The sequence below is a fragment of the Streptomyces sp. NPDC050560 genome, from assembly GCF_044457285.1.
Lineage (GTDB): Bacteria > Actinomycetota > Actinomycetes > Streptomycetales > Streptomycetaceae > Streptomyces.
In genome coordinates this window covers 63,874-90,110 of record NZ_JBITGT010000006.1, presented here as the reverse complement: position 1 = coordinate 90,110, position 26,237 = coordinate 63,874, and the positions used below count along the sequence as shown (strand labels likewise).

The 26,237-nt window shown below is 72.9% G+C and carries 28 protein-coding genes; 17 read left to right on the top strand and 11 right to left on the bottom strand.

What is annotated here, in order from left to right; translation table 11 throughout:
- Positions 1-30 precede the first annotated feature (30 nt).
- Positions 31-894 (bottom strand): class I SAM-dependent methyltransferase, encoded by an 864-nt coding sequence (locus ACIBIW_RS15140; protein ID WP_399336031.1) that lies wholly within the window; start codon positions 892-894, stop codon positions 31-33.
- Positions 895-1,383: 489 nt separating this feature from the next.
- Between ACIBIW_RS15140 and rpsA the strand changes: the two genes are divergently transcribed.
- From rpsA to ACIBIW_RS15120, 4 genes are all read left to right on the top strand, one after another.
- Complete coding sequence (gene rpsA, locus ACIBIW_RS15135; protein ID WP_399336029.1) at positions 1,384-2,874, top strand: 30S ribosomal protein S1; 1,491 nt, start codon at positions 1,384-1,386, stop codon at positions 2,872-2,874.
- A gap of 211 nt (positions 2,875-3,085) precedes the next feature.
- Positions 3,086-4,024, top strand: a complete 939-nt coding sequence (locus tag ACIBIW_RS15130; protein WP_399336027.1) for a PAC2 family protein — start codon at positions 3,086-3,088, stop codon at positions 4,022-4,024.
- 49 nt (positions 4,025-4,073) lie between these two features.
- Complete coding sequence (coaE, locus tag ACIBIW_RS15125; RefSeq protein ID WP_399336025.1) at positions 4,074-4,685, top strand: dephospho-CoA kinase; 612 nt, start codon at positions 4,074-4,076, stop codon at positions 4,683-4,685.
- 58 nt (positions 4,686-4,743) lie between these two features.
- Entirely contained in the window at positions 4,744-5,124 is a 381-nt protein-coding gene (locus ACIBIW_RS15120; protein ID WP_399336023.1) for a tetratricopeptide repeat protein, read from the top strand.
- Between the two features lie 53 nt (positions 5,125-5,177).
- Here the strand turns inward: ACIBIW_RS15120 and ACIBIW_RS15115 are convergent, their stop codons facing one another.
- Positions 5,178-5,438, bottom strand: coding sequence for a DUF6343 family protein (locus ACIBIW_RS15115; protein ID WP_399336021.1), 261 nt, complete (start codon positions 5,436-5,438; stop codon positions 5,178-5,180).
- Between the two features lie 140 nt (positions 5,439-5,578).
- Here ACIBIW_RS15115 and ACIBIW_RS15110 point away from each other — a divergent pair, with 140 nt between their 5' ends.
- Positions 5,579-6,289, top strand: coding sequence for a class I SAM-dependent methyltransferase (locus tag ACIBIW_RS15110; RefSeq protein WP_399336019.1), 711 nt, complete (start codon positions 5,579-5,581; stop codon positions 6,287-6,289).
- A gap of 34 nt (positions 6,290-6,323) precedes the next feature.
- Here ACIBIW_RS15110 and ACIBIW_RS15105 read toward each other — a convergent pair whose 3' ends face one another.
- On the bottom strand, positions 6,324-6,911 hold the full coding sequence (locus ACIBIW_RS15105) for an RNA-binding S4 domain-containing protein (protein ID WP_399336017.1): 588 nt from the start codon (positions 6,909-6,911) through the stop codon (positions 6,324-6,326).
- Between the two features lie 107 nt (positions 6,912-7,018).
- Here ACIBIW_RS15105 and ACIBIW_RS15100 point away from each other — a divergent pair, with 107 nt between their 5' ends.
- The 3 genes from ACIBIW_RS15100 to ACIBIW_RS15090 all read left to right on the top strand — a co-directional run bounded on the left by ACIBIW_RS15100 (position 7,019) and on the right by ACIBIW_RS15090 (position 9,226).
- Positions 7,019-7,720, top strand: coding sequence for a uracil-DNA glycosylase (locus tag ACIBIW_RS15100; protein WP_399336015.1), 702 nt, complete (start codon positions 7,019-7,021; stop codon positions 7,718-7,720).
- A 132-nt stretch (positions 7,721-7,852) separates the two neighbouring features.
- A complete protein-coding gene (locus ACIBIW_RS15095; RefSeq protein ID WP_399336013.1) occupies positions 7,853-8,314 on the top strand; it encodes a hypothetical protein in 462 nt (153 codons plus the stop codon).
- A 105-nt stretch (positions 8,315-8,419) separates the two neighbouring features.
- Positions 8,420-9,226: a nucleotidyltransferase domain-containing protein gene (locus ACIBIW_RS15090; RefSeq protein ID WP_399336011.1), complete on the top strand. Its 807-nt coding sequence runs from the start codon at positions 8,420-8,422 to the stop codon at positions 9,224-9,226.
- A 38-nt stretch (positions 9,227-9,264) separates the two neighbouring features.
- On the opposite strand, the gene ACIBIW_RS15085 is transcribed toward ACIBIW_RS15090, so the two are convergent.
- Entirely contained in the window at positions 9,265-10,125 is an 861-nt protein-coding gene (locus ACIBIW_RS15085) for a trypsin-like serine peptidase (protein WP_399336009.1), read from the bottom strand.
- A 675-nt stretch (positions 10,126-10,800) separates the two neighbouring features.
- Between ACIBIW_RS15085 and ACIBIW_RS15080 the strand changes: the two genes are divergently transcribed.
- Positions 10,801-10,974, top strand: a complete 174-nt coding sequence (locus ACIBIW_RS15080; protein WP_399336007.1) for a hypothetical protein — start codon at positions 10,801-10,803, stop codon at positions 10,972-10,974.
- A gap of 130 nt (positions 10,975-11,104) precedes the next feature.
- On the opposite strand, the gene ACIBIW_RS15075 is transcribed toward ACIBIW_RS15080, so the two are convergent.
- Both ACIBIW_RS15075 and ACIBIW_RS15070 read right to left on the bottom strand, forming a co-directional pair.
- Positions 11,105-11,536, bottom strand: a complete 432-nt coding sequence (locus ACIBIW_RS15075) for a hypothetical protein (RefSeq protein ID WP_399336005.1) — start codon at positions 11,534-11,536, stop codon at positions 11,105-11,107.
- A complete protein-coding gene (locus ACIBIW_RS15070) occupies positions 11,524-12,066 on the bottom strand; it encodes an ATP-binding protein (RefSeq protein ID WP_399336003.1) in 543 nt (180 codons plus the stop codon). The genes ACIBIW_RS15075 and ACIBIW_RS15070 overlap by 13 nt, the downstream gene beginning before the upstream one ends.
- A gap of 165 nt (positions 12,067-12,231) precedes the next feature.
- On the opposite strand from ACIBIW_RS15070, the gene ACIBIW_RS15065 reads away from it, so the two are divergent.
- From ACIBIW_RS15065 to ACIBIW_RS15055, 3 genes are all read left to right on the top strand, one after another.
- Positions 12,232-13,092 (top strand): helix-turn-helix domain-containing protein, encoded by an 861-nt coding sequence (locus ACIBIW_RS15065; RefSeq protein ID WP_399336001.1) that lies wholly within the window; start codon positions 12,232-12,234, stop codon positions 13,090-13,092.
- On the top strand, positions 13,093-13,335 hold the full coding sequence (locus ACIBIW_RS15060; RefSeq protein ID WP_399335999.1) for a DUF397 domain-containing protein: 243 nt from the start codon (positions 13,093-13,095) through the stop codon (positions 13,333-13,335).
- Between the two features lie 446 nt (positions 13,336-13,781).
- Positions 13,782-14,600, top strand: coding sequence for an SAM-dependent methyltransferase (locus ACIBIW_RS15055; protein WP_399335997.1), 819 nt, complete (start codon positions 13,782-13,784; stop codon positions 14,598-14,600).
- A gap of 78 nt (positions 14,601-14,678) precedes the next feature.
- On the opposite strand, the gene ACIBIW_RS15050 is transcribed toward ACIBIW_RS15055, so the two are convergent.
- Complete coding sequence (locus ACIBIW_RS15050; protein ID WP_399335995.1) at positions 14,679-16,166, bottom strand: glutamate synthase subunit beta; 1,488 nt, start codon at positions 16,164-16,166, stop codon at positions 14,679-14,681.
- A gap of 255 nt (positions 16,167-16,421) precedes the next feature.
- On the opposite strand from ACIBIW_RS15050, the gene ACIBIW_RS15045 reads away from it, so the two are divergent.
- Positions 16,422-17,054: a uridine kinase gene (locus ACIBIW_RS15045; protein ID WP_399335993.1), complete on the top strand. Its 633-nt coding sequence runs from the start codon at positions 16,422-16,424 to the stop codon at positions 17,052-17,054.
- 10 nt (positions 17,055-17,064) lie between these two features.
- Here ACIBIW_RS15045 and ACIBIW_RS15040 read toward each other — a convergent pair whose 3' ends face one another.
- On the bottom strand, positions 17,065-18,192 hold the full coding sequence (locus ACIBIW_RS15040; protein WP_399335991.1) for a magnesium and cobalt transport protein CorA: 1,128 nt from the start codon (positions 18,190-18,192) through the stop codon (positions 17,065-17,067).
- 196 nt (positions 18,193-18,388) lie between these two features.
- On the opposite strand from ACIBIW_RS15040, the gene ACIBIW_RS15035 reads away from it, so the two are divergent.
- Positions 18,389-19,246, top strand: coding sequence for a methyltransferase domain-containing protein (locus ACIBIW_RS15035; protein ID WP_399335989.1), 858 nt, complete (start codon positions 18,389-18,391; stop codon positions 19,244-19,246).
- A 133-nt stretch (positions 19,247-19,379) separates the two neighbouring features.
- Positions 19,380-19,826 carry a VOC family protein gene (locus tag ACIBIW_RS15030; RefSeq protein ID WP_399335987.1) on the top strand — a complete coding sequence of 149 codons (447 nt, stop codon included), beginning with the start codon at positions 19,380-19,382 and terminating at the stop codon, positions 19,824-19,826.
- 58 nt (positions 19,827-19,884) lie between these two features.
- On the opposite strand, the gene fdhA is transcribed toward ACIBIW_RS15030, so the two are convergent.
- From fdhA to ACIBIW_RS15015, 3 genes are all read right to left on the bottom strand, one after another.
- Complete coding sequence (gene fdhA, locus ACIBIW_RS15025) at positions 19,885-21,111, bottom strand: formaldehyde dehydrogenase, glutathione-independent (RefSeq protein WP_399336706.1); 1,227 nt, start codon at positions 21,109-21,111, stop codon at positions 19,885-19,887.
- A gap of 139 nt (positions 21,112-21,250) precedes the next feature.
- Entirely contained in the window at positions 21,251-21,805 is a 555-nt protein-coding gene (locus tag ACIBIW_RS15020) for a methylated-DNA--[protein]-cysteine S-methyltransferase (RefSeq protein ID WP_399335985.1), read from the bottom strand.
- A 129-nt stretch (positions 21,806-21,934) separates the two neighbouring features.
- Positions 21,935-22,831, bottom strand: a complete 897-nt coding sequence (locus ACIBIW_RS15015; RefSeq protein WP_399335983.1) for a glycerophosphodiester phosphodiesterase — start codon at positions 22,829-22,831, stop codon at positions 21,935-21,937.
- Between the two features lie 241 nt (positions 22,832-23,072).
- Between ACIBIW_RS15015 and ACIBIW_RS15010 the strand changes: the two genes are divergently transcribed.
- Both ACIBIW_RS15010 and uvrB read left to right on the top strand, forming a co-directional pair.
- Positions 23,073-23,972, top strand: a complete 900-nt coding sequence (locus tag ACIBIW_RS15010) for an MHYT domain-containing protein (RefSeq protein ID WP_399335981.1) — start codon at positions 23,073-23,075, stop codon at positions 23,970-23,972.
- Positions 23,973-24,038: 66 nt separating this feature from the next.
- Entirely contained in the window at positions 24,039-26,201 is a 2,163-nt protein-coding gene (gene uvrB / locus ACIBIW_RS15005; protein ID WP_399335979.1) for an excinuclease ABC subunit UvrB, read from the top strand.
- The last annotated feature ends 36 nt before the right edge of the window (positions 26,202-26,237 follow it).

Sequence of the window (26,237 nt, the reverse complement as noted above, 5' to 3'; positions counted from 1 at the left end):
CACGCGCACGCGTGGGCGCGGCGCCCGCCCTCAGCGCTCCTCCCGCGCGCACACGAAGATCGCGGTCCCCGGGATCAGATTGCCGCGCAGCGGGGACCAGGCGCCCCACTCCTGGCTGTTCCACGCGGGCCACTCGGGCTCCACCAGGTCCACGAGGCGCAGCCCGGCGCCCACCACGTCGCGCACCCGGTCCCCGAGCGTCCTGTGGTGCTCCACGTACTCCGCGCGCCCCGTGCCGTCCTGCTCCACGTACGGCGTCCTGTCGAAGTACGACGCGGACACCGTCAGGCCCTCGGGGCCCGGCTCGTCGGGGAACGCCCAGCGGATCGGGTGCGTCACCGAGAACACGAAGCGGCCACCGGGCCGCAGCACCCTGCGCACCTCGCGCAGCACCTCCACCGGCCTCGCCACGAACGGCAGCGCCCCGTACGCCGAGCACGCCAGGTCGAACGAGCCGTCCGCGAACGGCAGCATCCCCGCGTCGGCCTGCACCAGGCGCACCCGCCCCTCGCCCGCGGCGACCGGCTCCGTGCCGATCCGCAGCGCGTGCTGCAACTGCCGGTGCGACAGGTCGAGCGCCACGGGCCGCGCGCCGTGCGCGGCGAGCCAGCGCGAGCACTGCGCGGCCCCCGCCCCGATCTCCAGCACGTCGAGCCCGGCGAGCAGCTCAGGCGGGCCGAGCAGCCCCGCCTCCTCCTCGTGCAGCCCCTCGGGCCCCCACACGAAGCGCTCGTCGCCGAGGAACGTGCCGTGCTCGCGCTGGTACTCGTCGGCGTTCGCGTCCCACCAGCCGCGATTGGCCCTGATGCTCTCCGTGGTCGAGGCGGCACGGCGGGTCGCCTCGGGTTCGCCCGGTTCCACGGCGGAACTCGGCTCTTGGATGATTCGCTCCATCGTCGTATTCTCCCGGGTGTTCCGGCGGCCCCGTACCGGCGGAACACCACGCGGAAGCCTCGCCGTTCCCGGGACGGGCACGGCGGTCGACCCGTAGTATCGGTCGGCACACGCCCGGTGTCGCCGGGCGTGCGGTGCCGACGGATGCCTGTGGTGCGCGCTGCCCCGACGGCCGGGAACTGCCGGGTATGCGGCGATCCGCCCCGGGTGTGCATCTTCGTGCATTGACCCTGCCCAGCCGCCCCCGTATGCTACAAGTTGCGCTGCGGGCCTGCGCGCTTCAGACGGAGCAGGCTGCGCTCGCCTCCAGGTATGTTCCCTCGTTCGTCGAGGCGCTTCCGGTCATCGTCGGCCGCTCCGGAGCCATCCGGTCCGGTGCGACGCCACGGAAGCGTCCCCCCGGTCGCGCGGTTCGTTCCGGGGGTGAAACTGGCTCCGGCGCAATGCAGTGCCTACGACCTCAATGTCCGTACCGGAGCCCTTTCCCACATGACGAGCAGCACCGAGACCACCGCCACCACCCCGCAGGTAGCGGTCAACGACATCGGTAACGAGGATGCCTTCCTCGCCGCGATCGACGAGACGATCAAGTACTTCAACGACGGCGACATCGTCGACGGCGTCATCGTGAAGGTCGACCGGGACGAGGTCCTGCTCGACATCGGTTACAAGACCGAAGGTGTGATCCCGAGCCGCGAGCTCTCGATCAAGCACGACGTCGACCCCAACGAGGTTGTCGCCGTCGGTGACGAGATCGAGGCCCTCGTCCTCCAGAAGGAGGACAAGGAAGGCCGCCTGATCCTCTCCAAGAAGCGTGCCCAGTACGAGCGCGCCTGGGGCACGATCGAGAAGATCAAGGAGGAGGACGGGATCGTCACCGGTACCGTCATCGAGGTCGTCAAGGGCGGCCTCATCCTCGACATCGGCCTCCGCGGCTTCCTCCCCGCCTCCCTGGTGGAGATGCGCCGGGTCCGCGACCTCCAGCCCTACGTGGGCAAGGAGCTCGAAGCCAAGATCATCGAGCTGGACAAGAACCGCAACAACGTGGTCCTTTCCCGCCGTGCCTGGCTGGAGCAGACCCAGTCCGAGGTCCGCCAGACCTTCCTCACGACCCTCCAGAAGGGTCAGGTCCGCTCCGGTGTGGTCTCCTCGATCGTCAACTTCGGTGCGTTCGTGGACCTCGGCGGCGTCGACGGCCTGGTGCACGTCTCGGAGCTGTCCTGGAAGCACATCGACCACCCCTCCGAGGTCGTCGAGGTCGGCCAGGAGGTCACGGTCGAGGTCCTCGACGTCGACATGGACCGCGAGCGCGTCTCCCTGTCGCTGAAGGCGACCCAGGAAGACCCGTGGCAGCAGTTCGCCCGCACCCACCAGATCGGCCAGGTCGTCCCCGGCAAGGTCACCAAGCTGGTGCCGTTCGGCGCGTTCGTCCGGGTCGACGAGGGCATCGAGGGCCTGGTCCACATCTCCGAGCTGGCCGAGCGCCACGTGGAGATCCCGGAGCAGGTCGTCCAGGTCAACGACGAGATCTTCGTCAAGGTCATCGACATCGACCTGGAGCGCCGCCGCATCAGCCTCTCGCTGAAGCAGGCCAACGAGTCCTTCGGCAGCGACCCGGCCGCGGTCGAGTTCGACCCGACGCTGTACGGCATGGCCGCGTCCTACGACGACCAGGGCAACTACATCTACCCCGAGGGCTTCGACCCCGAGACCAACGACTGGCTCGAGGGCTACGAGAAGCAGCGGGAGGAGTGGGAGCACCAGTACGCCGAGGCGCAGCAGCGGTTCGAGCAGCACCAGGCGCAGGTCATCAAGTCCCGCGAGGCCGACGCCCAGGCGGCGGCCGAGGGCGGCGAGGCCGCGGCCCCGGCGTCGTCCGGCGGTTCGTACACCTCGGAGCCCCAGGACCAGTCGGGCGCGCTCGCGTCCGACGAGGCCCTCGCCGCGCTCCGGGAGAAGCTGGCGGGCGGCCAGAGCTGACCCCCAGGGTGGGCTCCGCCGACTGACGGACTCCTGAACGGGCCCGCGTTCCCTCCGGGGAGCGCGGGCCCGCTCGCGTCCGCGGCCGGGTACGGACACGGCGGACCGTGCCACAGCCGCCGCGGCGGCGCGACGGAGTGTGACGCGGCGGGAATGCCGGGGCGCGACGGGGCGTTCTTCCCAGTGCCAGACACGAGGAGGAGCGGTCATCGTGCTTGATCCGCAGGATTTGTACGCGTGGGAGCCCAAGGGTCTGTCCGTCGTGGACATGGCGCTGGCCCAGGAGTCCGCGGGGCTCGTCATGCTCTACCACTTCGACGGTTACATCGACGCGGGCGAGACGGGCGGGCAGCTCGTGGAGTCGCTGCTCGACTCCCTCCCGCACCAGGTCGTGGCCCGTTTCGACCACGACCGTCTCGTGGACTACCGGGCCCGCCGCCCGCTCCTCACCTTCCGCCGCGGCAGTTGGACGGACTACGAGGTCCCGGCCCTCGAAGTGCGGCTCGTGCAGGACGCCACGGGCGCCCCCTTCCTGCTGCTGTCGGGTCCGGAACCCGACGTGGAGTGGGAGCGGTTCGCCGCCGCCGTCGCCCAGATCGTCAAGCGCCTCGGCGTGCGGCTCTCCGTCAGCTTCCACGGCATCCCCATGGGCGTGCCCCACACCAGGCCCGTCGGCATCACCCCGCACGGCAACCGCACCGACCTCGTACCGGGGCACCGCAGCCCCTTCGACGAGGCCCAGGTCCCCGGCAGCGCCGAATCCCTGCTGGAGTACCGGCTCTCCGAGGCGGGCCACGACGTCCTCGGCGTGGCGGCGCACGTGCCGCACTACATCGCCCGCTCCGCCTACCCCGACGCCGCGCTCACGGTCCTGGAGTCCATCACCGCCGCCACCGGCCTCGTACTCCCCGGCATCGCGCACGCCCTGCGCACCGAGGCCCACCGCACCCAGACCGAGATCGACCGCCAGGTCCAGCAGGGCGACGAGGAACTGGTCGCGCTCATCCAGGGCCTTGAGCACCAGTACGATGCAGCCGCGGGCGCCGAGACCCGTGGCAATATGCTCGCGGAGCCGGTCGACATCCCCTCGGCGGACGAGATCGGCCAGGAATTCGAGCGCTTCCTCGCGGAGCGCGAGGGCGACGGCTGACACCCGGCGGCCCGGCGGGCGCGAGGGGCGTGCCAGAGGAGGAACAGGCATGGTGTCCGTGGGCCTGACCGGCGGTATCGGGGCCGGCAAGAGCGAGGTGTCCCGGCTGCTCGTGGCGCACGGCGCCGTCCTCGTGGACTCCGACCGGATCGCCCGGGAGGTCGTCGAGCCCGGCACCCCCGGGCTCGCCGCGATCGTCGACACCTTCGGCCCCGGCGTCCTCGCCCCCGACGGATCGCTCGACCGCCCCGCGCTCGGCGCCATCGTCTTCGGCGACGAGGGCAAGCGCGCCGCTCTCAACGGCATCGTCCACCCCCTCGTGCGCGCCAGGTCGGCCGAGCTGGCGGCCGCCGCGCCCCCCGGCGCCGTTGTCGTCCACGATGTGCCGCTGCTCGCGGAGAACGGGCTCGCGCCGCTGTACGACACCGTGATCGTCGTCGACGTCAGCCCCGGGACCCAGGTCGACCGGCTGGTACGGCTGCGCGGCATGGACCCCGGCGAGGCGCGGGCCAGGATGGCCGCCCAGGCCGACCGGGAGGAACGCCTCAAGGTCGCGGACATCGTCATCGACAACGACGTCCCCCTCGGCGAACTCCGCGCCAGGGTCGACGAGGTCTGGGCGGAACTGACCGGCCGCGAGGCCCAGGGCGAAGGACGGTGACCCCGGCGCGATCCCGGGGACAAGGGGAACTCCCGAGAAAAAGGGAAAGGATTCAGGCGTGCCCGACAGCAGCGGACCCACAGGACGTACCCCCGAGACGCATGTCATCGACTTCCGAGCCGCCGAACAACTCCTCGCCGCCCGCGATCCGCGCGGCGCCGTGAAGCTCCTCGACCCCGTCATCGCCGCCCACCCCGAGAACACCGCGGCCCGGCTCCTGAGGGCCCGCGCCTTCTTCGCCGCAGCCCAGCTCCGGCCCGCCGAACTGGAGTTCAGCATCGTCCTTGAGCGTGAGCCGGACAACGCGTTCGCGCACTTCGCGCTCGCCCGCACCTACGAACGCGCCGGGCGGCCCCAGCAGGCCATACGGCACTTCAGACTGGCCGCCGCCCTCGATCCCAATCCGGAGTATCTGAAGGCCGCCCGCTTCGACGCCTGATCTCGGCGCCCCGCCCAAGCGGGGCCCGGTCGCGCTCGGCGGAGCGGACCGGCTCAGCGCCGTGACGGCGGAAGGTACGGGGGGACGTCGCGTCCCGGCTGGAAGCGCGGGCCCTGGCGCATCCGGTGCACCACCACCGCCAGGTTCACCAGCGCCACCAGTGCCAGCGCCCCGCAGAGCGCGGCCCAGCCGACGCGGCCGACCACCGCGAAGGCGGCCGTGCCACCGCCGAACCACAGCAGCCCCCACACGCTCAGCCACAGACGCATACGCAGCGCGCTGCGCGCCGTCGCAGGCTCACTTCCGGTACGCATCACCCTCACCTCGCCGGGGTCCCGTGCCCCCTCTCCAGTGTGCCGCGCCGGACCCCGGGACCGCGGCGCATGCCCCTATCCGCGGGGCCCCGCTGGTGGCATCGTGGGAGATGATCACCGGCCACGGGAGGGAAACCGCCATGGAACCACGCGTACGCGAGGGACACTCGGGCACCGGCCCCGGGGCCTTCACACCTGACGGCTGCGCGGTGGACTTCTACGCCCGGCTGCCCGTGGGCGGCGAGCCCGACATCATCGCCGCCGCCGTGCCGCCCGGCGCCCGCATCCTGGAGCTGGGCTGCGGCGCGGGCCGGGTGACCCACCCCCTGGTCGGGCGCGGCTTCGACGTCACGGCGGTCGACGAGTCCCCGGAGATGCTGGCCCGGGTGCGCGGCGCCCGCACCGTGCGCTCCAGCATCGAGGAGCTGGACCTCGGCGAGACCTTCGACGTGGTGATGCTGGCCTCTTACCTGGTGAACACGGGCGACATCGAGGTGCGGCGCGGACTGCTCTCCACCTGCCGCCGCCATGTCGCCGACGACGGCTGTGTGCTCTTCCAGCGCGAGGGCGACGGCTGGGAGGACCGCGGCGCCTTCGAACGCGACGACCCGGGCGGCTACACCGTCCGCATGGGCCCGAAGGAGCCGATCGGCGGCGGCGTCACGGTGATGCGGATGGAGTACGCCTTCCCCGACGCCGTCTGGACCCAGACCTACCGCACCCGCACCCTCGTCAGAGGAGACTTCGAGGAGGCACTGGCCGCGGCGGGACTGCGTGTGGACCGCTACCTCACCGACGACGGCTGCTGGGTACGCGCGCTTCCGGCGACGCCAGGAGCGGCCGGGGGGTGAGGGCGCCGCGGCCGCGCGGCCACCGAGGGCCAGCTCAGTCCTCCGAGCCCTCAGGGTTCTCCAGACCCTCCGGATAGCCCTGCTCGTCCGCGGCCTCCCGCCGCCCCCGCTCCCGCGGCTCACCCCGGGTGCCGCCCGGCCCCGTGGACTCCTCCGGCCGTACCCCGCGGGCCGCCGTGCCGCCCGGCGGGCGCCAGCCTGGCGGCGGCACGGCCATCCCGCGCAGCCGCTCCATCTCACGCCTGTCCCGCTTCGTCGGGCGGCCCGCGCCGCGGTCGCGCACGCCCGCGGGGGCCACCGCGGCACTGGGCGGTGGCGGCGGGCTGTTGTCCGCGTAGCACTCCACGGCCACCGGGGCGCCCACCCGCTTGCGGATGATCCGCCGCACCACCACGACCCGCTCCCTGCCGCCGTGCCGCAGCCGCACCTCGTCGCCCACGCGCACGCCGTACGCGGGCTTCACCCGCTCGCCGTTGACCTTCACATGGCCGCCCCGGCAGGCCGTCGCCCCCATCGAACGCGTCTTGACGAGCCGCACTGACCAGATCCAACTGTCCACCCGCACCGAGCCCGCCGCGCCCCCGCCCTGCGCCCGCACCGCCCCCGGTGCCTCATCACTCATGCCACCGACCCTAGCCCCCGCCACCGACATCCCCGAGTCCTTTACCCCGTACCACCTCGCGGAGGCCCCGGCGCCCCCGCGGCGCGCGGAGCCGTACCGTGGGCGCCATGGAGACCCTCGCCGACCTCGACGCGCGCGTGACCGAGTGCAGGGCGTGCCCGCGCCTCGTCGAGTGGCGCGAGGAGGTCGCCCGTACCAAACGGGCCGCGTTCCGCGACTGGACCTACTGGGGCCGCCCGGTGCCCGGCTTCGGGCCCGCCGACGCCTCCCTGCTGATCGTCGGGCTCGCGCCCGCCGCCCACGGCGCCAACCGCACGGGGCGCATGTTCACCGGCGACAGCTCGGGCGACGTCCTCTACGCCGCGCTGCACGCCGTCGGGCTCGCCTCCCGGCCCACCGCCGTCAGCGCCGACGACGGACTGACCCTGCGCGGCGTGCGCATCACCGCGCCCGTGCGCTGCGCGCCCCCCGCCAACAAGCCCACCCCGGCAGAACGCGCCAACTGCCGCCCCTGGCTGCTGGACGAGCTGCGGCTGCTGCGCCCCACCGCGCGCGCCCTCGTCGTGCTCGGCGGCTTCGGCTGGCAGGCCACGCTGCCCGCGCTCGCCGAGGCCGGCTGGGCGGTGCCGAAGCCGCGCCCCGCCTTCGGACACGGCGTGCGCCGCACGCTCCCCGCGAGTGACGGCGGGCCCCCGCTCGACGTCTTCGGCTGCTTCCACGTCAGCCAGCGCAACACCTTCACGGGGCTGCTGACCCCCGCCATGCTCCGCGACGTGCTCCGTGACGCGGCACACGTGGCCGGGCTGTGAACGCCGCCCACGGCCGCCCCACCGTACGCAAACGGCCACGGCACCCCGTTCACCCCGTCCCGGGCCGCACACTCGGCTACGGTGGGACACCGGACAGCACGGGTGGTGACCGGTCGTGATCAAGGGGGTTCGATGGAGGCGGAGTTGGCCGCGCTGGCGACGTCAGGCGCGACGGTGCTCGTACAGCAGATGGTGGGAGACGGCTGGGCCCATGTGCGCGACCGCGTCGCCGCCTTCTTCTCCCGCGCCGACGGCGCGGCGGACGGCGCCCCGCGCGACGGCACCCGCAGGGAGCTTGACCGCTCACGCGACGAGCTGATCGCGGCGCGGGACGCGGGGGACGAGGAGGCGGTCGCCGACGTCCAGGCGGGCTGGCGGGCCCGGCTGCGCAGCACCCTGCGGGCCGACCCGCAGCTCGCCGGCGAGCTGCGCACCCTGCTCGACGAGATGTACCCGGCGTCCTCGCGGGACGACGCCAGCATCCACAACACCATCAACGGCGGCGTGTTCAACCAGCCCGTCATCCAGGCGGGCCACATCGGCACCGTCCACCAGCCCACCACACCGCACCGCGCCGCCGGGCAGGCCGACTAATTCCGGGGTCACCGGGGACACCCGCCCGGGGCCGTCGTACGGTCTGCCCGTGGAGCACGCGCGCGTGCCCCGCGGACCGCACGCACCGACCGCCCCGGAGCCCGTATGACCTCGCAGCGCAGCCCGTACGGAGACGACGGGTTCCTTGAGCCGCTGGCGGACGATCTCGCCGCGCTGCCCGGGGTCGTGGCGGTCGCCCTCGGCGGCTCGCGCGCCCAGGGCACGCACAGGCCCGACAGCGACTGGGACCTCGCGGTCTACTACCGGGGCGCGTTCGACCCCGCCGCGCTGCGGGCGCTCGCGGCCGGGCGCGGCTGGCCGGGCGAGGTCTCCCCGGTCGGTGGCTGGGGCGGCGGCGTCTTCAACGGCGGGGCCTGGCTGACCGTGGCGGGCCACAGGACCGACGTCCACTACCGCGACCTCACGGCCGTGGAGCACGAGTCGGCCGAGGCGCGCGCGGGCCGCTGGCACTGGGAGCCGCTGATGTTCCACCTCGCGGGCATCCCCAGCTATCTGGTGGTGGCCGAACTCGCCGTCAACCGCGCGCTGCGCGGCACCCTCCCGCACCCCGGCGGCTACCCCGGGCCGCTGCGCCGCACCGCGCCGGGGGAGTGGCACGGCAGGGCCCTCGCCACCCTCGGCTACGCGCGCACGGGCAGCGCCCCGCGCGGCGCGCTCACCGAGGTCGCCGGGGCCGTCTCGGTCGCCGTGCACCAGAGCGCGCACGCGGTGCTCGCCGCCCGCGGCACCTGGGTCACCAACGAGAAGACGCTGCTGGCCACGGCGGGGCTGCGGGAGGCCGACGCGATCCTCGGCGCGCTGCGGCCCGAGCCCGCCGCCCTCGTCGCCGCCGTCGACCGCGCCGAGGCGCTCTGCACGGCGGCGGTCGAGGCGGCGGCCCCGCGGGACTGAGCGCCCGCGGGGCCCGGTGCCGTGCGGGGAACGCCCCGTCAGCCGTCCGCGGGCTTGGGGAGGGTGCAGTCGGGCGCGGACAGGTCGATCTTGTTGCCGGTGCCGACGCATGCCGGGATGATGTAGGTCTCCTCGGCGTAGTTGGTGCCCTGGTGCACCGTCACATTGCCGTCCTCGTCGACCTCGCAGGGGTTGTTGAGGGTGCAGCGCCCGCCGTCGTCGTTGCCCGTGTTGTTCACGGCCACGACCTGGCCGCTGGCCTCGTCCACGACGGGCGAGCCCGAGGTGCCCCCGATGGTGTCGCACTCCGGGGTGTAGCGGACGGAGTCCTTCCAGGTCCAGTCGGCCTCCTTGAGCTGCGGCACGAACCCGTCTATGGAGCAGCTGTACGTCTGCTTCCAGTAGCCGGAGACGACGGTGATCGCGTTGCCCTGCGCCGGGTGCTGGTCGGACAGGTCGAGCGGCGCGATGCCGTAGTCGTCCTCGATGTCCTGGTAGGTGGTGGTGAGTTCGTACAGCGAGATGTCCGTGTCGGTCATCGTCGCGTACGCCAGCTTGTCCGCCTGGAGGGTGGCGACCGAGCCGGCGTCCGCGTCGAGCAGGTCGAAGGTCCTGCTGGAGGGCTGGTCGAGGACGACCTCGCCCGGGCCCGGCATACCGGACTCGACACAGTGCCCGTTGGACAGCACGAGCGCGGGGTCGGTGGGCTCCGAGTCGGGCATCCGCACCACGGAGCCCGAGCAGTTGCTGAGCGCCACGGCGCCCGCGAAGTCCACGGCCCGCACGGGGGCGCCGGAGGGCGCTGCCGAGCCGTCGGGAAGGGCGACGGCCGCGGCCGGGGTGGCCGCGGCGCCGAGGAGCAGCAGGGCGGTGAAGGTGCCGACGAGAGGTGTTCTCATGTGGGGGGTCCTCTTCGGTCCGTTGTGTCCTGTGGAGTTGTCGCGGCCCTCTCCTGGCGCGTACGGCGCGCCGGTCGTGGGGGAGCGGGGAAGGCCGTGGAGGTCATTGGACACCGCGACACCCCCGCCCCACAACAGCGCGGGCGCCCCGCGGCACGTCACGGCACGGGCGCCCGCGCGGGTACGCGTCGTCCCCCCGTCGGCCCGGGGAACCGCGCGAGCGCCACGACCCCTCGCTGCGCCCCTGGTTCGTCCTCTTCGACGGCAACGCCGCCACCCGCTCGCCGGGCGGCAGCCCGGCATCGTGTCGTCCGACTGGTACCCGCCGCCCTCGGCGCTCTCGCGACCGTGGTGCCGCGCGGCTGCGGCGGCGCCCCGCCAACGGGCCTCCGATCGCCGCCGGTTGCCCTCGGCCGCTCCCCATGTGGCCTTCTCTTTCCCGCCGTATCCGGGTGGGGTGCCTGGGGCACACGGGGTGAACGGGGGATGTCCGTTCCGTGTGCCGAAACGGTCTCGGTCCGATCACGTTGTGAAACACGTCACAGCGGTGCCTCGTCGGTGCCCGCCATCATTTCTGAGCCGCCGCACCGCGGGGCCGGGCGCGGCGGCAGCGGACCGGCGCCCGCCGGTCGCGCACGCGCCCGCAGCGGGCGCCGGAACGGAAGAGACGAGACGGTGCAGGGGCGGACAGTGCTGGCGAGTTTCCCCGCGGGCGGGCCACACGGGTCCCGGCCCGCGGAGGAGTTCGCGCGGGAGAAGTGCCACGAGGGGCAGGAGGCCGAGGTCGTGATGGACCTCGCCTCCGACACCTTCCTGGTGGTCGTACGGGGCCGCGAACCGGTCGAGTAGCCCGCCTCCGGCGGCTCACGCCGCTGCCACGTGGCGGAGCCCGCCCGGCTGCGGCGATGCGGGGCCGGGACTGCCGGAGGCGGGTGGGCCCGCGGGACCGGGGGGTGGTCCCGCGAGCGTTCTTGGTCGCCTACGCGGGGATCGCCCGCGACCAGGGAGGTGTGGTGCCGGTGATGCCGCAGAGCGCCAGATACAGCGGGATCGGCGGGGTGTAGGGGAGGCTGCCCTCGGGGCGGTGGATCAGACCGGGCGGGCGCGCCGCGTCCGGGACCACCGCGCCGGTGGCGTAGTGCGCGGGCGCGGGCCACTCCAGCGCGACATCAGAGTCGGACGGCACGATCCACCACCAGAAGGTGCCGTCCTCGTAGACACAGCCGACCCGGGGAAGCCGCTCAAGCACCCGGCGGCCGTAGGCGGCGGGCACCGCCACCGCGTCGCAGCCGAGCGGGACGCTCATCCCCGCGGGCACCGGCAGCCGGGACGGCACGGCGCTGGTCTCTCTGCGGCGGGCCAGGCCCACCAGCGTGTCGAGACTCAGCAGCTTCGGTGTCATGACACCCATGCGGCCCCCGTTCCGCGGACGCCGTCCGCATCGGTTTCCGTGGCGGTGCGGTCGTCCCCCGCGGCGCTCGGCAGTTCGGCCCAGACCAGCAGACCGGGGCCGGTCTCGTGCGCGCCCCAGGCGCTGCACACGGCCGAGACCAGGAAGAGGCCCCGGCCGTGCTCCTCCTCGTCGCGCACCGCGGACGGCCGGGGCTCGCCCGGCGCGCGGCCCTCGTCGCACACGGCTATCCGCAGCTTCTCGGGGTCCTCCCGCAGCTCGCAGACGATCTGCCGGGAGTCGGTGTGCACGATGGCGTTGGTGACCAGCTCGGACACCACCAGCTCGGCGGAGTCGCAGGTGTCCGCTCCGATGTCCCAGGCGGACAGCCAGGCGCGCGTCATTCTCCGGGCCTGAGCGGCCGAACCCGGCTGGGCGGCCAACTCGAAACGGAAGCGGCGCACCGCCTCCTCGGCCGGGCAGGGCTCGGCGCCGGCGGCGCGGCCGGCTGCTTCGGAGGCGTCTGCTTCCAACGACGCGGGCGGAGTCACGCTTGCCACTATCTCCCCGCCGTGAACACTTGGCAAGTAGCACTCTGGAAAGTGCAGAGTGTGCGGTGCCTGGTCCGGCGCCATGGCACACTGCTCGCATCAGCTCGCCTCGCGCGGCCCTGTCGGGCTGCGCCCGAGCGGTCAGGAACCAGGTGGAGGTGGGACGTGAGTGAGCCGCGGTCCGCGCCGACGGTCGGTCAGGTCGTGCTCGGCCGACGCCTCCAGGACCTGCGGGAACGCGCGGGCCTCAAACGGGACGAGGCCGCCAGGCTGCTGCGTGTCGCCCCGGCGACGGTGCGGCGCATGGAGATGGCGGAGGTCTCGCTCAAGATCCCGTACCTCCAGATGCTGCTGCGCGCGTACGGCGTCTCCGACGAGGAGGCGTCGGTCTTCGTCACCCTCGCGGAGGAGGCGAACAGGCCGGGCTGGTGGCAGCGGTTCCATGACATCCTGCCCGGCTGGTTCTCGATGTATGTCAGCTTGGAGGGCGCCGCGAGCCTGGTGCGCTCCTATGAACCGCACTTCGTCCCCGGCCTGTTGCAGACCGAGGACTATGCGCGTGCGGTGCTGCGCTCGGGGGCCGTGGGCCAGACGAGGCCCGAGGACATCGAGCGGCACGTGGCGCTGCGGATGCAGCGGCAGGAGCTGCTGACACGCGAGGGCGCGCCGCGTTTCTGGGCCGTGCTGGACGAGACGGCGCTGCGCAGGCCGGTCGGGGGCGCGGACGTGATGCGCGCTCAGATCGACCGGCTGCTGGAGTCCAGTGCGCTGCCGAACGTGACCCTTCAGGTCGCCCCGTTCTCCTCGGGTCCGCACCCGGGGACGTATGGCCCGTTCGTCCTGTTCCGATTTGCCATGCCGGAGCTTCCGGACATGGTCTACAGCGAGTACCTGACCGGCGCCGTCTATCTGGACGCGCGTGCCGAGGTGGCGACCCACCTTGAGGTCATGGACCGCATGGCGGCACAAGCCGCCACAGCACATCGCACGAAGGAGATTCTCAGGGATCTCCGCAAGGAGCTGTGAATGGATCGAGCTCGGATATACAACGGAATGCCTGCGCGGGAACTGGGCGCCGAGGGATGGCACAAACCGTGGAGTGGAGGCAATGGCGGCAACTGCGTCGAGGCCATGAAACTGGCCGACGGAAGAATCGCCGTCCGGCAGTCGGCCGATCCGGACGGACCCGCCCTCATTTACACGTCAAGCGAGATCAACGCGTTCATTCTCGGCGCGAAATCCGGGGAAGCGGATTTTCTGCTGTCGTGACCGCTCGACCACTCATCGCAGTGTGCTCGGTGTACCGGGCGTGGTCAACCCGGAGAGCAACCCCGTACCCCTTCGCACCCCACGACCCATGGGGCGACCGGACGACACGAGCCCGCACCCGCCTCGTCACCGCCGGTCAGGGGCAAGCAGGGCAACCCCCGTACCCAGCACACAGGGTGACCGCCTCGTGACGAGACAGTACCCGATCGGCCGAGGCCCGTCCAGACCCCGGCCGGAATTCCCCGCCCGCCCCCAGGAGGCCCAGATCCGGGAAACCCGGCACGCCCGGCGCACCCCGGAAATCCTTCGTCCGATTTCTGTTTCTGATTCAGCTCCCGTGATTCCCAAGGCGATTGGTCCCGTGCTCCTGCTGTTAACATCACCGCCCGCGACGGCTCGTTGCGCCCTCGCGCCCGCCCGCCCCCTGTGTGCCCCTGGAGAACGCCATGACCGGTCATGACAGCGGCCCCCGGGGACTCCCGGGGATCGACACCGGCAAACCGCATCCCGCCCGCATGTACGACTGGTTCCTCGGAGGCAAGGACAACTACCCCGTCGACGAGGAGATGGGCAGGCAACTTCTCGCCCTTGAGCCGCGCCTGCCGGTGATGGCCCGTGTCAACCGCGCGTTCATGCACCGGGCCACCCGCTGGCTCGCCGGGCGGGGCGTGCGGCAGTTCCTCGACGTCGGCACCGGCATACCGACGGAGCCGAACCTCCACCAGGTGGCCCAGGGGATCGCGCCCGCGTCGCGCGTCGTCTACTGCGACAACGACCCGATCGTCCTGGCCCACGCGGAGGCCCTGCTGCGCGGCACGCCGCCCGGGGTGACCGAGTACCTCCAGGCCGACGCCCGCGACCCGGACGCCATCCTGGAACAGGCCCGGCTCGTCCTCGACTTCGGCGAGCCCGTCGCCGTGTCGCTGATCGCGCTGCTCCACTTCGTCACGGACGACGACGGGGCGTACGCGCTGGTGCGGCGGCTGATGTCCGAACTCCCCCCGGGCAGCCACCTCGTGCTGTCCCACGCCTCGGCGGACTTCACCCCCGACACCGCCAAGGAGGCGGGGGACCTCTACAGGTCACGCGAGGTCCCCCTCGCCCTGCGCTCGCGCGAGGAGGTCACCCGCTTCTTCGACGGCCTCGACCTCGTCGAGCCCGGCGTGGTCGTCGTCGACCGCTGGCACCCGGAACTCGGCGACCCCGTCCCCGGGCAGCACGACGGCCCCATCCCCGGCTACGGCGCCATGGGCAGAAAGCCCTGACACCGCCCCGTCCGCCCTCCGGGGGCGGGCGGAGCGCTCGTCCCTCGGGCCGCGGCGCGGACGGCGGCGGACCGGGCGTCAGGCCGTCAGCGGGCGGTCGTACGGGCCGATGGGCGCGTGCAGGCCGGTGCGCCCCGTGAGATGGCGGTCCACTGCGGCCGCCACGGAGCGCCCCTCCGCGATCGCCCACACGATCAACGACTGCCCCCGGGCCGCGTCCCCCGCCGCGAACACCCCCGGCACATTGGTGCCGAAGCCCTCGTCCCGGGCGAGGGCGCCACGCCCGTCCAGCGCGAGCCCGAGGCCGTCCACCACCCCGTCGTCCAGAACGGGACCACGGAAGCCCAGCGCCAGCAGCACCAGATCCGCCGGAAGCTCCCTGTCGGTGCCCGCCCTGGGGTGCCGCTCGGCGTCCACCTCCCGCAGCCGCAGCGCGCGCACCCGGCCCCGCTCGTCGCCCGTGAACCGCAGCGTCGCCGCCGAGAACACCCGTACGTCCGTGTCCGCCACCGCCGCGAGGCCCAGCTCGGCCGCCTCCTCGTGCGCGGGCGAGACACGGTGGATTCTCGGGAAGGTCGGCCAGGGCTCCACCACGTCGTCGCGCCCCGCCGAGGGCCGCGCCCTGATGTCGAGCTGTGTCACCGACAGCGCCCCCTCCCGCACCGCGGTCCCCAGGCAGTCCGCCGCGGTGTCGCCGCCGCCCACGATCACCACGTGCCGGCCCGCCGCGGACAGCGGAGAGGCGTCCAGGCCGCCCTCCAGGACCCGGTTCGCCAGCGGCAGGTACTCCATCGCCTGGTGCACCCCGGCGAGTTCCCGCCCCGGCACGGCCAGCTCCCGCCAGGCTGCGGCCCCCACCGCGATCACCGTCGCGTCGTAGCGCGCGGCCAGCTCGGCCGCGTCCACGTCCGATCCCACCCGCACCGACGTACGGAACCTGGTGCCCTCCGCCGCCATCTGCCCGAGGCGGCGGTCCAGATGACGCTTCGCCAGCTTGTACTCGGGAATCCCGTACCGCAGCAGGCCGCCGACCCGCTCGTCGCGCTCGTACACCGCGACCGTGTGTCCCGCCCGGGTGAGCTGCTGGGCCGCGGCGAGGCCCGCGGGGCCCGAGCCGATCACCGCCACCGTCCTGCCGGAGAGCCGCTCGGGCGGCCTGGGCCCGGCCAGGCCCTCCTCCCAGATCCGGTCCGCGACCGCGGCCTCGACGTTCTCGATGGTCACCGCGGGCTGGTTGATCGCGAGGACGCACGCGGGCTCGCAGGGGGCGGGGCACAGCCGCCCGGTGAACTCGGGGAAGTTGTTCGTGGCGTGCAGCCGCTCGCCCGCGGCCCGCCAGTCGTCCCTGGCCACCAACTGGTTCCACTCCGGAATGAGATTGCCGAGCGGACACGCCTCGTGACAGAACGGAATGCCGCAGTCCATGCACCGCCCGGCCTGCTCCCGCACGATCGGCAGCAGCCCGCCCGGCGTGTACACCTCGCCCCAGTCGCGGACCCGCTCGCGCACGGGCCGCCGGGGCGCCTCGCGCCGCGGGGTGCTCAGAAAGCCCATGGGGTCGGCCATGGCGTTCCCTTCTCGCCGACTGCCGCTCCGGGCGTACCGCGCGCGGTACGCACCGGCCTGCTCTCCGGCCCGGCCACCGGAGGAACGCGTTCCGCTCGTGTGACTCCCCATGGTCCGCTCCCCGGCCGTGGGATGCCACTCGTGCCACTCCTGCCGCCCGGGGCCGCCCCGCGCCGCCGCGTGCCGCCCCGCGCCGCCCCGCGCCGCCGCGGAGCCCGGCGAAGGCCCCGGGGCGCCGGGAGGCATCATGGCCGGGTGCGATTCGAAGCGATCACCTGGGAGCGGCTCGCCGACGCGCTGGCCGAGCGGATGAGCACCCTGCGCCCCGCGGACGGCAGCCCCTGGCCGCGGATCGCCTTCGACGGGCCCCCGGCGGGGCGCCCGGGCGACCTCGCGGAACGGGTCGCGCAGGCGCTGCGGCTGCGCGGCCGCGCAGCCCTCGTCGTCGGCGCCGAGGGCTTCCTGCGCCCGGCCTCCGTGCGGCTGGAACACGGCAGACGGGACGTCGACGCCTACTACGACGGCTGGTTCGACACCGGGGCGCTGTGGCGTGAGGTGTTCGGACCGCTGGAGAAGGACGGCACCGGGCGCGTCCTCCCCGACCTCTGGGACCCCGCGGTGGACCGCGCCACCCGCAGCCCCTACACCACGCTGCCGCCCGGCGGGCTGCTGCTCCTGCACGGGCCGCTCCTGCTGAAGAACTGGTTCCCCTTCGACTTCGCCGTCCATGTGCTGCTGACCCCCGGCGCACTGCGCCGCCGCACCGCCCCCGAGGAGCAGTGGACCCTCCCGGCCCACGAGCGGTACGCCGCGGAGGCGGGGCCCGCCGAGGCCGCGGACGTGGTGGTACGGGCGGACGACCCGCGCCGCCCCGCGTGGACGGGGTGAGCGGCCCGGCTCAGAACCACCCGTTGCGCCTGAACCCCCGGTACAGCGCCGCGCACACCACGAGGATGACCAGCCAGACCAGGCCGTAGCCGAACCGCCAGTGCAGCTCCGGCATGTGCTCGAAGTTCATCCCGTACACCCCGCACACCATCGTCGGAACCGCGATCACGGCGGCCCACGCCGTGATCTTGCGCATGTCCTCGTTCTGCGCCACGGTCACCTGGGCCAGGTGCGCCTGGAGGATCGAGTTCAGCAGCTCGTCGAAGGCCGCGGCCTGCTCCACCGCGCGCAGCAGATGGTCGTCGACGTCGCGGAAGTAGGCGCGTATCTCGGGGGCGATGACCCGTATCGGCTCGGTGGACAGCACGTGCAGGGGGCGGCCCAGGGGGACCACCGCGCGCTTCAGCTCCAGCAGTTCGCGCTTGAGCTGGTAGATGCGGCCCGGGTCGACGCGCGCCCCGCCCTCCGCGAACACCTCGCCCTCCACCAGGTCGATGTCCGCCTGAATGGCGTCGGTGACCTCCAGATAGTCGTCGACGACATGGTCCGCGATGGCGTGGAGCACCGCGGCCGGCCCCTTGGCCAACTGGTGGGGGTCGGCCTCCAGGGCCTCGCGGACAGGACCGAGCGAGCCGTGCCTGCCGTGCCGGACGGTGACCACGAAGTCCTCGCCGGCGAACACCATGATCTCGCCGGTGTCCACCACCTCGCTGGTGGAGGTCAGTTCCTTGTGCTCGATGTAGCAGACCGTCTTGAACACGGCGAACAGGGTGTCGCCGTACCGCTCCACCTTGGGGCGCTCATGCGCCTCCACCGCGTCCTCCACGGCGAGCGGATGCAGGTCGAAGACATCCGCCACCTCCGCGAACTCCTCCTCCGACGGCTCGTGGAGACCGAGCCAGACGAAGTCGTCGTCGCCCTTCCTGACCCGGTCGACGGCGTCCGCCAGGGCGTCCCCCGCGGGGTGGCGCGCGCCGTCGCGGTAGGTGAGGCACCGGACCACGGACGAGCCCAGGGGCGATCTGGCGTGGTGGCTCAGGTCGACCCGGGGGCGCGCGGGGACGAGGCGCGCCGCCCTGCGGAGGCCCCGCACCGGGTGGATGCCCCGGGCCTTTCGCAGATTGCCCGACATGGCCATGTGCGGCTCCTTGCGCTGGAGGACTGACGGCTGCGTGGACGGACGGGTGCCCGCCGCTCCTGCCGCGGAGGGTGACCCGGGGGGAGAGTCTGCCAGCCGCGTCCGACATGCGGGGCGGCCTGTGGGAACGGAAGATTCCGCTCCGCTCCCGGCGTTAATGACCATCAGAAAAGCTAATAAATGGGATGATTCGTGCATGATGAGCAACGAGGACCCCACCCCCGCCCAGGAATCCCCGCGCCCCGGGCCCCACCCCGTCGACGCCCACGTCCCCGCCCCTCCCGGCGAGCACCACGACGCCTTCGCGGCCCTCTTCGACCCGGTCACCTTCCGGCACCTGGACGAGTTGGGCGTGGGGCCTGGCTGGCGCTGCTGGGCCGCCGCCGCGGGCGGACGCTCCGTCGTCGACTGGCTCGCCAAGCGGGTCGGCCCCACCGGCAGGGTCCTCGCCACCTGCCCGGGCGACGCCGCCTGGACCGCCTCCGCACGGCCGCCCGTCGAGGTCCGCCGCCACGACCTGGCCGTCGACCTGCCGCCGGGGGAGGGCTTCGACCTGGTGCACGCCAGGCTCGCGCTCGCCGCCGTACCCGACCCGGAGAAGACCCTGTTCACGCTGGCCGACGCGCTGCGCCCCGGCGGCAGGCTGCTGATCGAGGAGGCCGATGTCGGGCTGCAACCGCTGACCTGCCCGGACGAGCACGGTGACGCGCAGCGCCTCGCCAACCGGCTGCGCGCGGCCGTCCGCACCCTCGCCGGCGACCGCGGCGAGCCCCAGGCCCACGGCCGGGCGCTGCCCCGGATGATGCGCGCCGCGGGGCTCCACCATGTGCACGCCGACGGGCACCTGCCGCTGGCCTCCGTGGCGTGCTCCGTCCTTGAGACGGCCACGATCCGGCATGTGCGCCCCGCGCTCGTCGCCGCGGGGCTCGCCACCGACGAGGACGTCGACCTGCACCTGACCCACGTCGCCGCAGGCGCCATGGACGTGGCGGCGGTCCCGCTCGTCTCCGCCTGGGGGCGCCGGCCGCGCACCGTACGTGGGGAGGGGACCTGACCGTCCCGACGCGCCCGGGCGGCCCCCCGGCACCGGACGGCCCGACGGCGCCCGCCCCCACGGCGGCCCGCCGCCGTGGCGCCACCCTGCGTCACACCTTGCGGACGGCCTCTCAGGGCGGAACCCTGGAGCCATGACGGACAACTCGGCGCGTCTCGACCATGTCGTCCTCTGGGTGCGCGATCCGGTCGCTGCCGCGGAGTTCTACTCCGACGCGCTCGGCTGCACCCCGCTCAGGCTGGTCGAATACACCGCCCAGGAGGTGTCGTTCCCCTCCGCGCGCCTCAACGACGAGACCATCCTCGACCTGGCCCCGCTGGACATGGCGCCGCGCATGCACATGGTCCCGGGCGCCGACCGCAGCGCGGGCCACCCGGTCAACCACATCTGCCTCGCGGTCCCCGCCGCCGAGTTCGACCGGCTGCGCGCCCGGCTCACCGAGCAGGACGTGCCGATGTCCGAGGTCTCCGAGAACTCCTTCGGCGCCCGCGGCAACGCGGTCCGCTCCTTCTACTTTCCCGACCCCGACGGCAACGTCTTCGAGGTCCGGCACTACGACCCGGTGCCCACCGAGGGGTGACGCACACACGCGCGTGCCGGTGGCCGGACCGGCACGCGCGCGTGATGGCTCTCGGGGCTCAGACGGGCCGCACCCCGGCCAGCGCGCCGTGCGGGTCGAGTACGTACTTGCGGCTCGCGCCCTGGTCGAACTCGGCGTAGCCGCGCGGGGCGTCGTCGAGCCCGATGACGGTGGCGTTGACCGCCTTCGCGATGTGCACCCGCTCGTGCAGGATCGCCATCATCAGGCCCCTGTGGTACTTCATCACCGGGCACTGCCCCGTCGTGAAGGAGTGGCTCTTCGCCCAGCCGAGGCCGAGCCGCACCTTCAGGGTGCCCACCCGCGCCTCGCTGTCGGAGCTGCCCGGGTCGTCCGTGACGTACAGGCCGGGGATGCCGAGCGCGCCGCCCGCGCGGACCACGCCCATCAGCGAGTTGAGCACCGTCGCCGGCGCCTCGCCCGCGTCCTTCCCGTGACCGCGCGCCTCGAAGCCGACCGCGTCGACGGCGGCGTCCACCTCGGGCACGCCGAGGATCTGCTCGATCTGGTCCTCCTCCTTGCCGCGCGTCAGGTCGACCGTCTCGCATCCGAAGCTGCGCGCCTGCGCGAGCCGCTCCTCGTTGAGGTCGCCGACGATCACCACGGCGGCGCCGAGCAACTGGGCCGACGCGGCGGCAGCCAGCCCCACGGGGCCCGCGCCCGCGACGTACACGGTGGAGCCGACCCCGGCGCCCGCCGTCACGGCACCGTGGAAGCCCGTCGGGAAGATGTCGGACAGCATCGTCAGGTCGAGCAGCTTCTCCCGCGCCTGGTCGGGGTCGGGGAAGCGCAGCACGTTGAAATCGGCGTAGGGGACCATCACGTACTCCGCCTGGCCGCCGACCCAGCCGCCCATGTCGACATAGCCGTACGCGGCGCCCGGGCGCGCCGGGTTCACATTGAGACAGATGCCGGTCTGGCGCTCCTTGCAGTTGCGGCAGCGGCCGCACGCGATGTTGAAGGGCACCGACACGATGTCCCCGACCTCGACGAACTCCACGTCGGGGCCGCGTTCGACGATCTCCCCGGTGATCTCGTGCCCGAGGACGAGACCCGCGGGGGCGGTCGTGCGCCCCCGCACCATGTGCTGGTCGCTGCCGCAGATATTGCTGGCGAGCACCTTGACGATGACCCCGTGCCGGCATGTGCGGCCGACGTTCGCGGGGGCCACGCCTGGCCCGTCCTTGAGTTCGAGCCCGGGTTCGTCGATTGTCCTGACCTCGACCGTTCCCGGCTTCACATAGGCGACTGCCCGGTTGCCACTCACTGTCATCGCCGTCCCTTCGGTGCCGTTGACATATCGGGTCCCCGTTGGGCTGTACGTATGACGGAGTCTGCTACCGCGCGGGCGGCTCGGCCACCCGGCGGACGGGCACGGGCGGGGGAGGGGTGCGGAGGCGCGCGTGTCAGAACAGCGGCTCGGGCAGCACGCCCTCTAGCGCCAGCAGCTTCCGCTTGGTCTCCAGGCCGCCCCCGAAGCCGCCGAGGCCGCCGCCGCTCTCGACCACCCGGTGGCACGCCACGATCACCGGCAGCGGATTCGAGCCCATGGCGATGCCCACGGCCTGCGCCGCCTCCGGCCTGCCGACGCGCCGCGCCAGGTCCCCGTAGCCGACGACGGCCCCGTACGGCACCCCTGCGGCCAGCTCGTGCAGCACCTCGCGGTGGAAACCCGCGCTCAGGGACCAGTCGAGGGGCAGGTCGAAGTCGCGCCGTACACCGGCGAAGTACTCACCGAACTGCCGCAGCGGCTCGGCGAGCAGCGGGGAGCCCGGCTCCTCGGCGCTCGGCGCCCCGAGCCGGGAGGCGATCCTGGCCAGGGCCGCGTCCCGCACCGCGGCGTCGGCGTGGAAGACCACGTTGACCAGGCCGTCCTCGGTGGCGGCGAGCAGCAGAGGCCCGATGCCTGTGTCCATGACGGTCCACACGGACCGCCGCCCTTCCGCTCCAGGAGTACTCATACCGGCCACGGTACGGGCCACCACTGACACCGCCCCCGGCGTCCCGGGCGCCCGCCCTCCCGCGCGGGTGCGCGGCGCCCTTGCGCGCGGGTGCGGCGCCGCCCGCGCGCGTACGCCCTTCCGAGGGGATCACGCAGTGGGGGCCGGTTGCTTCCCCAGCGCCCGGTCGACCACGTCGGGCCGGTCGGTGATGATGCCGTCCACGCCGTACCCCGCGACCCGCCGGGCCGTACGCGCGTCGTCCACCGCCCAGGTGAACACTTCAAGGGGCCGCCCGTGCGCACCCTTGACCGCGTGCACGGCCGACACGTACGAGGCGGAGAGGGTGCCGACGTCCGGGTTGACCTGGTCGGCGAACGACGCGTAGTCGGCGATCTTGTCGGCCGGGGGACTGCCCAGGAGGCCGGTCTTGATGTCGGGGCGCGCCTTGTGCACCGCGCGCACACTGCCCGCGTCGAAGCTCTGCACGATCAGCCGGTGCGCCACGTGGCCGGTGTCCAGCCAGCCCTTGCGGCCGAGCAGCTTCAGGATGTCGCCCTCCACGCCGGGGTAGAGCGCGGGCGACTTGATCTCCAGCAGCAGGCTCTGGCGGTTCGCCTCCACCCGGTCCAGGTACGCGTCCAGGGTGGGGATGCGCGTGCCCGCCCAGCCGGGGCCCTTCCAGGCGCCCGCGTCGAGCCGGCCGATCTCCGCCGCCGTGAAGTCCTTCACCCGCCAGGGGGAACGGCCGGGGTAGACCTCCTCGGCGTTCGTGGTGCGCCGCAGGTCGGTGTCGTGCAGCACCACCAGCACGCCGTCCCGGGTGCGCTGCACGTCGTTCTCGACCCACTCGGCGCCGAGCGCCGCCGCCCGGTCCACGGCGGCCAGGGTATTCTCCGGGGCCTCGGCCGAGGCCCCGCGGTGCGCGACGACCACGGTGGCGGCATGGGACGGCGCGGGCGCGGTGGACGCCCGCGGCGCGGTGAGGGCGGGGATGCAGAGGCCCACCAGGGCCGCGGTGGCGACCGCTGCGGCACGAGCTGACACGGACGGCTCCTGTCGTCGGGGACGTGCGACAGTACGAGCCTGACAGCACCGGGGCGACCGTGTGCGGGGGAACGGTGTCGGCCGGGTGAACGGCGGCCGAGATGTGGACCCCGTCTGTGGTGCCTGTGATTCTTTGCCGCAATTTCGTTCGTCTGTTCCAGAATGAGCCATACTCTCTCGGCGCACCTCGTGATCGCTCGCGGCGGGGGAAGCGGCACGACAGGGCGGAGGACTGTCACGCATGGAGGGCACGGTCGGCGCGGTCAGCACAGTCAACGGCTTCAGCTACGGAATCGTCACCCCCGTGGCGGCGTATGTCATGGCCTGCCTCGGCGGCGCCCTCGGGCTGCGCTGCCTGAGCCTCTCGTTCGACACCTCGCCGCAGCGCCGCGCCTTCTGGCTGACGCTGGCCTCCGCCGCGCTCGGCGCCGGGATCTGGACCACCCACTTCATCGCCATGATGGGCTTCTCGATCGACCGCAGCGGCGTCGACTACCAGGCACACACCATGTTCGCGGGCCTCGGCGTCGCCATCGCCATGGTCGGCGCCGGGATCTTCGTGATCGGCTTCCGCAGGGGCGGCGCCGCCCTCTTCACCGGCGGCACCGTCACGGGGCTCGGCATCGCGTCCATGCACTTCCTCGGCATGGCGGGCATGCAGCTCGACGGGCACTTCGAGTACGACACGCTGACGGTCACCGCCTCCGTGCTGATCGCGGTCGTCGCCGCGGTCGGCGCGTTCTGGGCCGCACAGCGCGGGGGCTTCCTGTGGAGCCTGGGCGCCAGCCTGGCCATGGGGCTCGCGGTCACGGGCATGCACTACGTCGCCATGGCCGCCGTCCACGTGCACCTGGACGGCGACGGCATGACCACCGGCGGCGCCTCCTCCGCCAAGATGCTCGCGCCCATGCTGATCGGCCCGCTCGGCTTCCTGCTGCTCGCCGCGGCCGTCGTCCTCGTCGACCCGCTGCTCGTCCTCGGCCGCGGCGGCAGGCGCGAGCGGCAGGGCGGGCCGCGCCGCGACGAGCTGCCCGGCAGGCTCGGCCACCGCGGCCTCGCCTCGCTGCCTGGACCCGGCCACGGCCCCCGGCGCCGCACCGAGCGCCGCGAGCCCTCCCGCACCGGACCGCCCGGCTCCTGACTCCCGTGACCTGCGGATCTCTCCACGAGGGCCGCGTTGTCAGTGGAGGGTCGTACGGTGGATGCCATGCGGCCAGTACCGAAGATCGAACAGCTACGCCGGGAAAACGACCATCCCTTCGAGGTCGTCAGCCCCTACCGGCCGAGCGGTGACCAGCCCACCGCCATCGCCGATCTTGAGCGACGCGTGCGCGCGGGCGAGAAGGACGTCGTCCTGCTCGGCGCCACCGGCACCGGCAAGTCGGCCACCACGGCGTGGATGATCGAGAAGCTTCAGCGGCCCACCCTCGTCATGGCGCCCAACAAGACCCTGGCCGCCCAGCTCGCCAACGAGTTCCGCGAACTGCTGCCGAACAACGCGGTCGAGTACTTCGTCTCGTACTACGACTACTACCAGCCGGAGGCGTACGTCCCGCAGTCGGACACCTACATCGAGAAGGACTCCTCGGTCAACGAGGAGGTCGAGCGGCTGCGGCACTCCGCGACGAACTCCCTCCTCACCCGGCGTGACGTCGTCGTGGTCGCCTCCGTCTCCTGCATCTACGGCCTCGGTACCCCCCAGGAGTACGTCGACCGCATGGTCTCCCTGGAGGTCGGCGACGAGATCGACAGGGACGAGCTGCTGCGCCGCTTCGTGGACATCCAGTACACGCGCAACGACCTCGCCTTCACCCGCGGCACCTTCCGCGTCCGCGGCGACACCATCGAGATCTTCCCGGTCTATGAGGAGCTGGCCGTCAGGATCGAGATGTTCGGCGACGAGATCGAGGCCCTGTCCACGCTGCACCCCCTCACCGGCGAGGTCATCAGCGACGACCGCAGGACCCATGTCTTCCCCGCGACGCACTACGTGGCGGGCCCCGAGCGCATGGAGCGCGCGGTGCGCGACATCGAGAAGGAACTCGGCGAGCGCCTGGCCGAGATGGAGAAGCAGGGCAAGCTCCTTGAGGCCCAGCGGCTGCGGATGCGCACCACGTACGACATCGAGATGCTGCGCCAGATCGGCTCCTGCTCCGGCGTGGAGAACTACTCGATGCACTTCGACGGCCGCCTCCCCGGCTCCCCGCCGAACACCCTCCTCGACTACTTCCCCGAGGACTTCCTCCTCGTCATCGACGAGTCGCACAACACCGTGCCCCAGATCGGCGCCATGTACGAGGGCGACGCCTCCCGCAAGCGCACCCTCGTCGACCACGGCTTCCGGCTGCCGTCCGCGCTGGACAACCGCCCGCTGAAGTGGGAGGAGTTCCAGGAGCGCGTCGGGCAGACGGTGTACCTCTCCGCCACCCCGGGGGCGTACGAGCTGTCCCGCGCCGACGGCCATGTCGAGCAGATCATCCGCCCCACCGGGCTCATCGACCCCCAGGTCGTGGTGAAGCCCACCGAGGGCCAGATCGACGACCTGGTCCACGAGATCCGCACCCGCAGCGAGAAGGACGAGCGCGTCCTCGTCACCACCCTCACCAAGAAGATGGCCGAGGACCTCACCGACTACTTCCTCGAACTGGGCATCCAGGTCCGCTACCTGCACAGCGACGTCGACACCCTGCGCCGTGTCGAGCTGCTGCGCGAGCTGCGCTCCGGCGAGTTCGACGTCCTCGTCGGCATCAACCTCCTCAGGGAGGGCCTGGACCTGCCCGAGGTCTCCCTCGTCTCCATCCTGGACGCCGACAAGGAGGGCTTCCTGCGCTCCGGGACCTCCCTGATCCAGACCATCGGCCGCGCCGCGCGCAACGTCTCGGGCCAGGTCCACATGTACGCCGACAAGGTCACCCCCGCCATGGAGCGTGCCATCGAGGAGACCAACAGGCGCCGCGAGAAGCAGCTCGCGTACAACAAGGAGCACGGGATCGACCCCCAGCCGCTCCGCAAGCAGATCAACGACATCGTGGCCACCATCGTGCGCGAGGAGGTCGACACCGAGGCGCTGCTCGGCACCGGCTACCGCAAGCCCAGGGACGGCAAGGGCGCCAGGACCCCGGTGCCCGCCGCCGGGGGCTCCGCCGCGGGCGGGGCGGGCGCGAAGAAGGGCGCCAAGGGCAGGGCCAAGGGCGCGGCCACCCCCACCGACCGTCCGGCCGCCGATCTCGCCGAGCAGATCGAGGACCTGACGGAGCGTATGCGGGCCGCCGCCGCCGACCTCCAGTTCGAGATCGCCGCCCGGCTGCGCGACGAGGTGTCCGAGATGAAGAAGGAGCTGCGGCAGATGAAGGAGGCCGGGCTGTCCTGACGGCGCCGGGCCGATGTGTTGCAAGACCGCCACAAT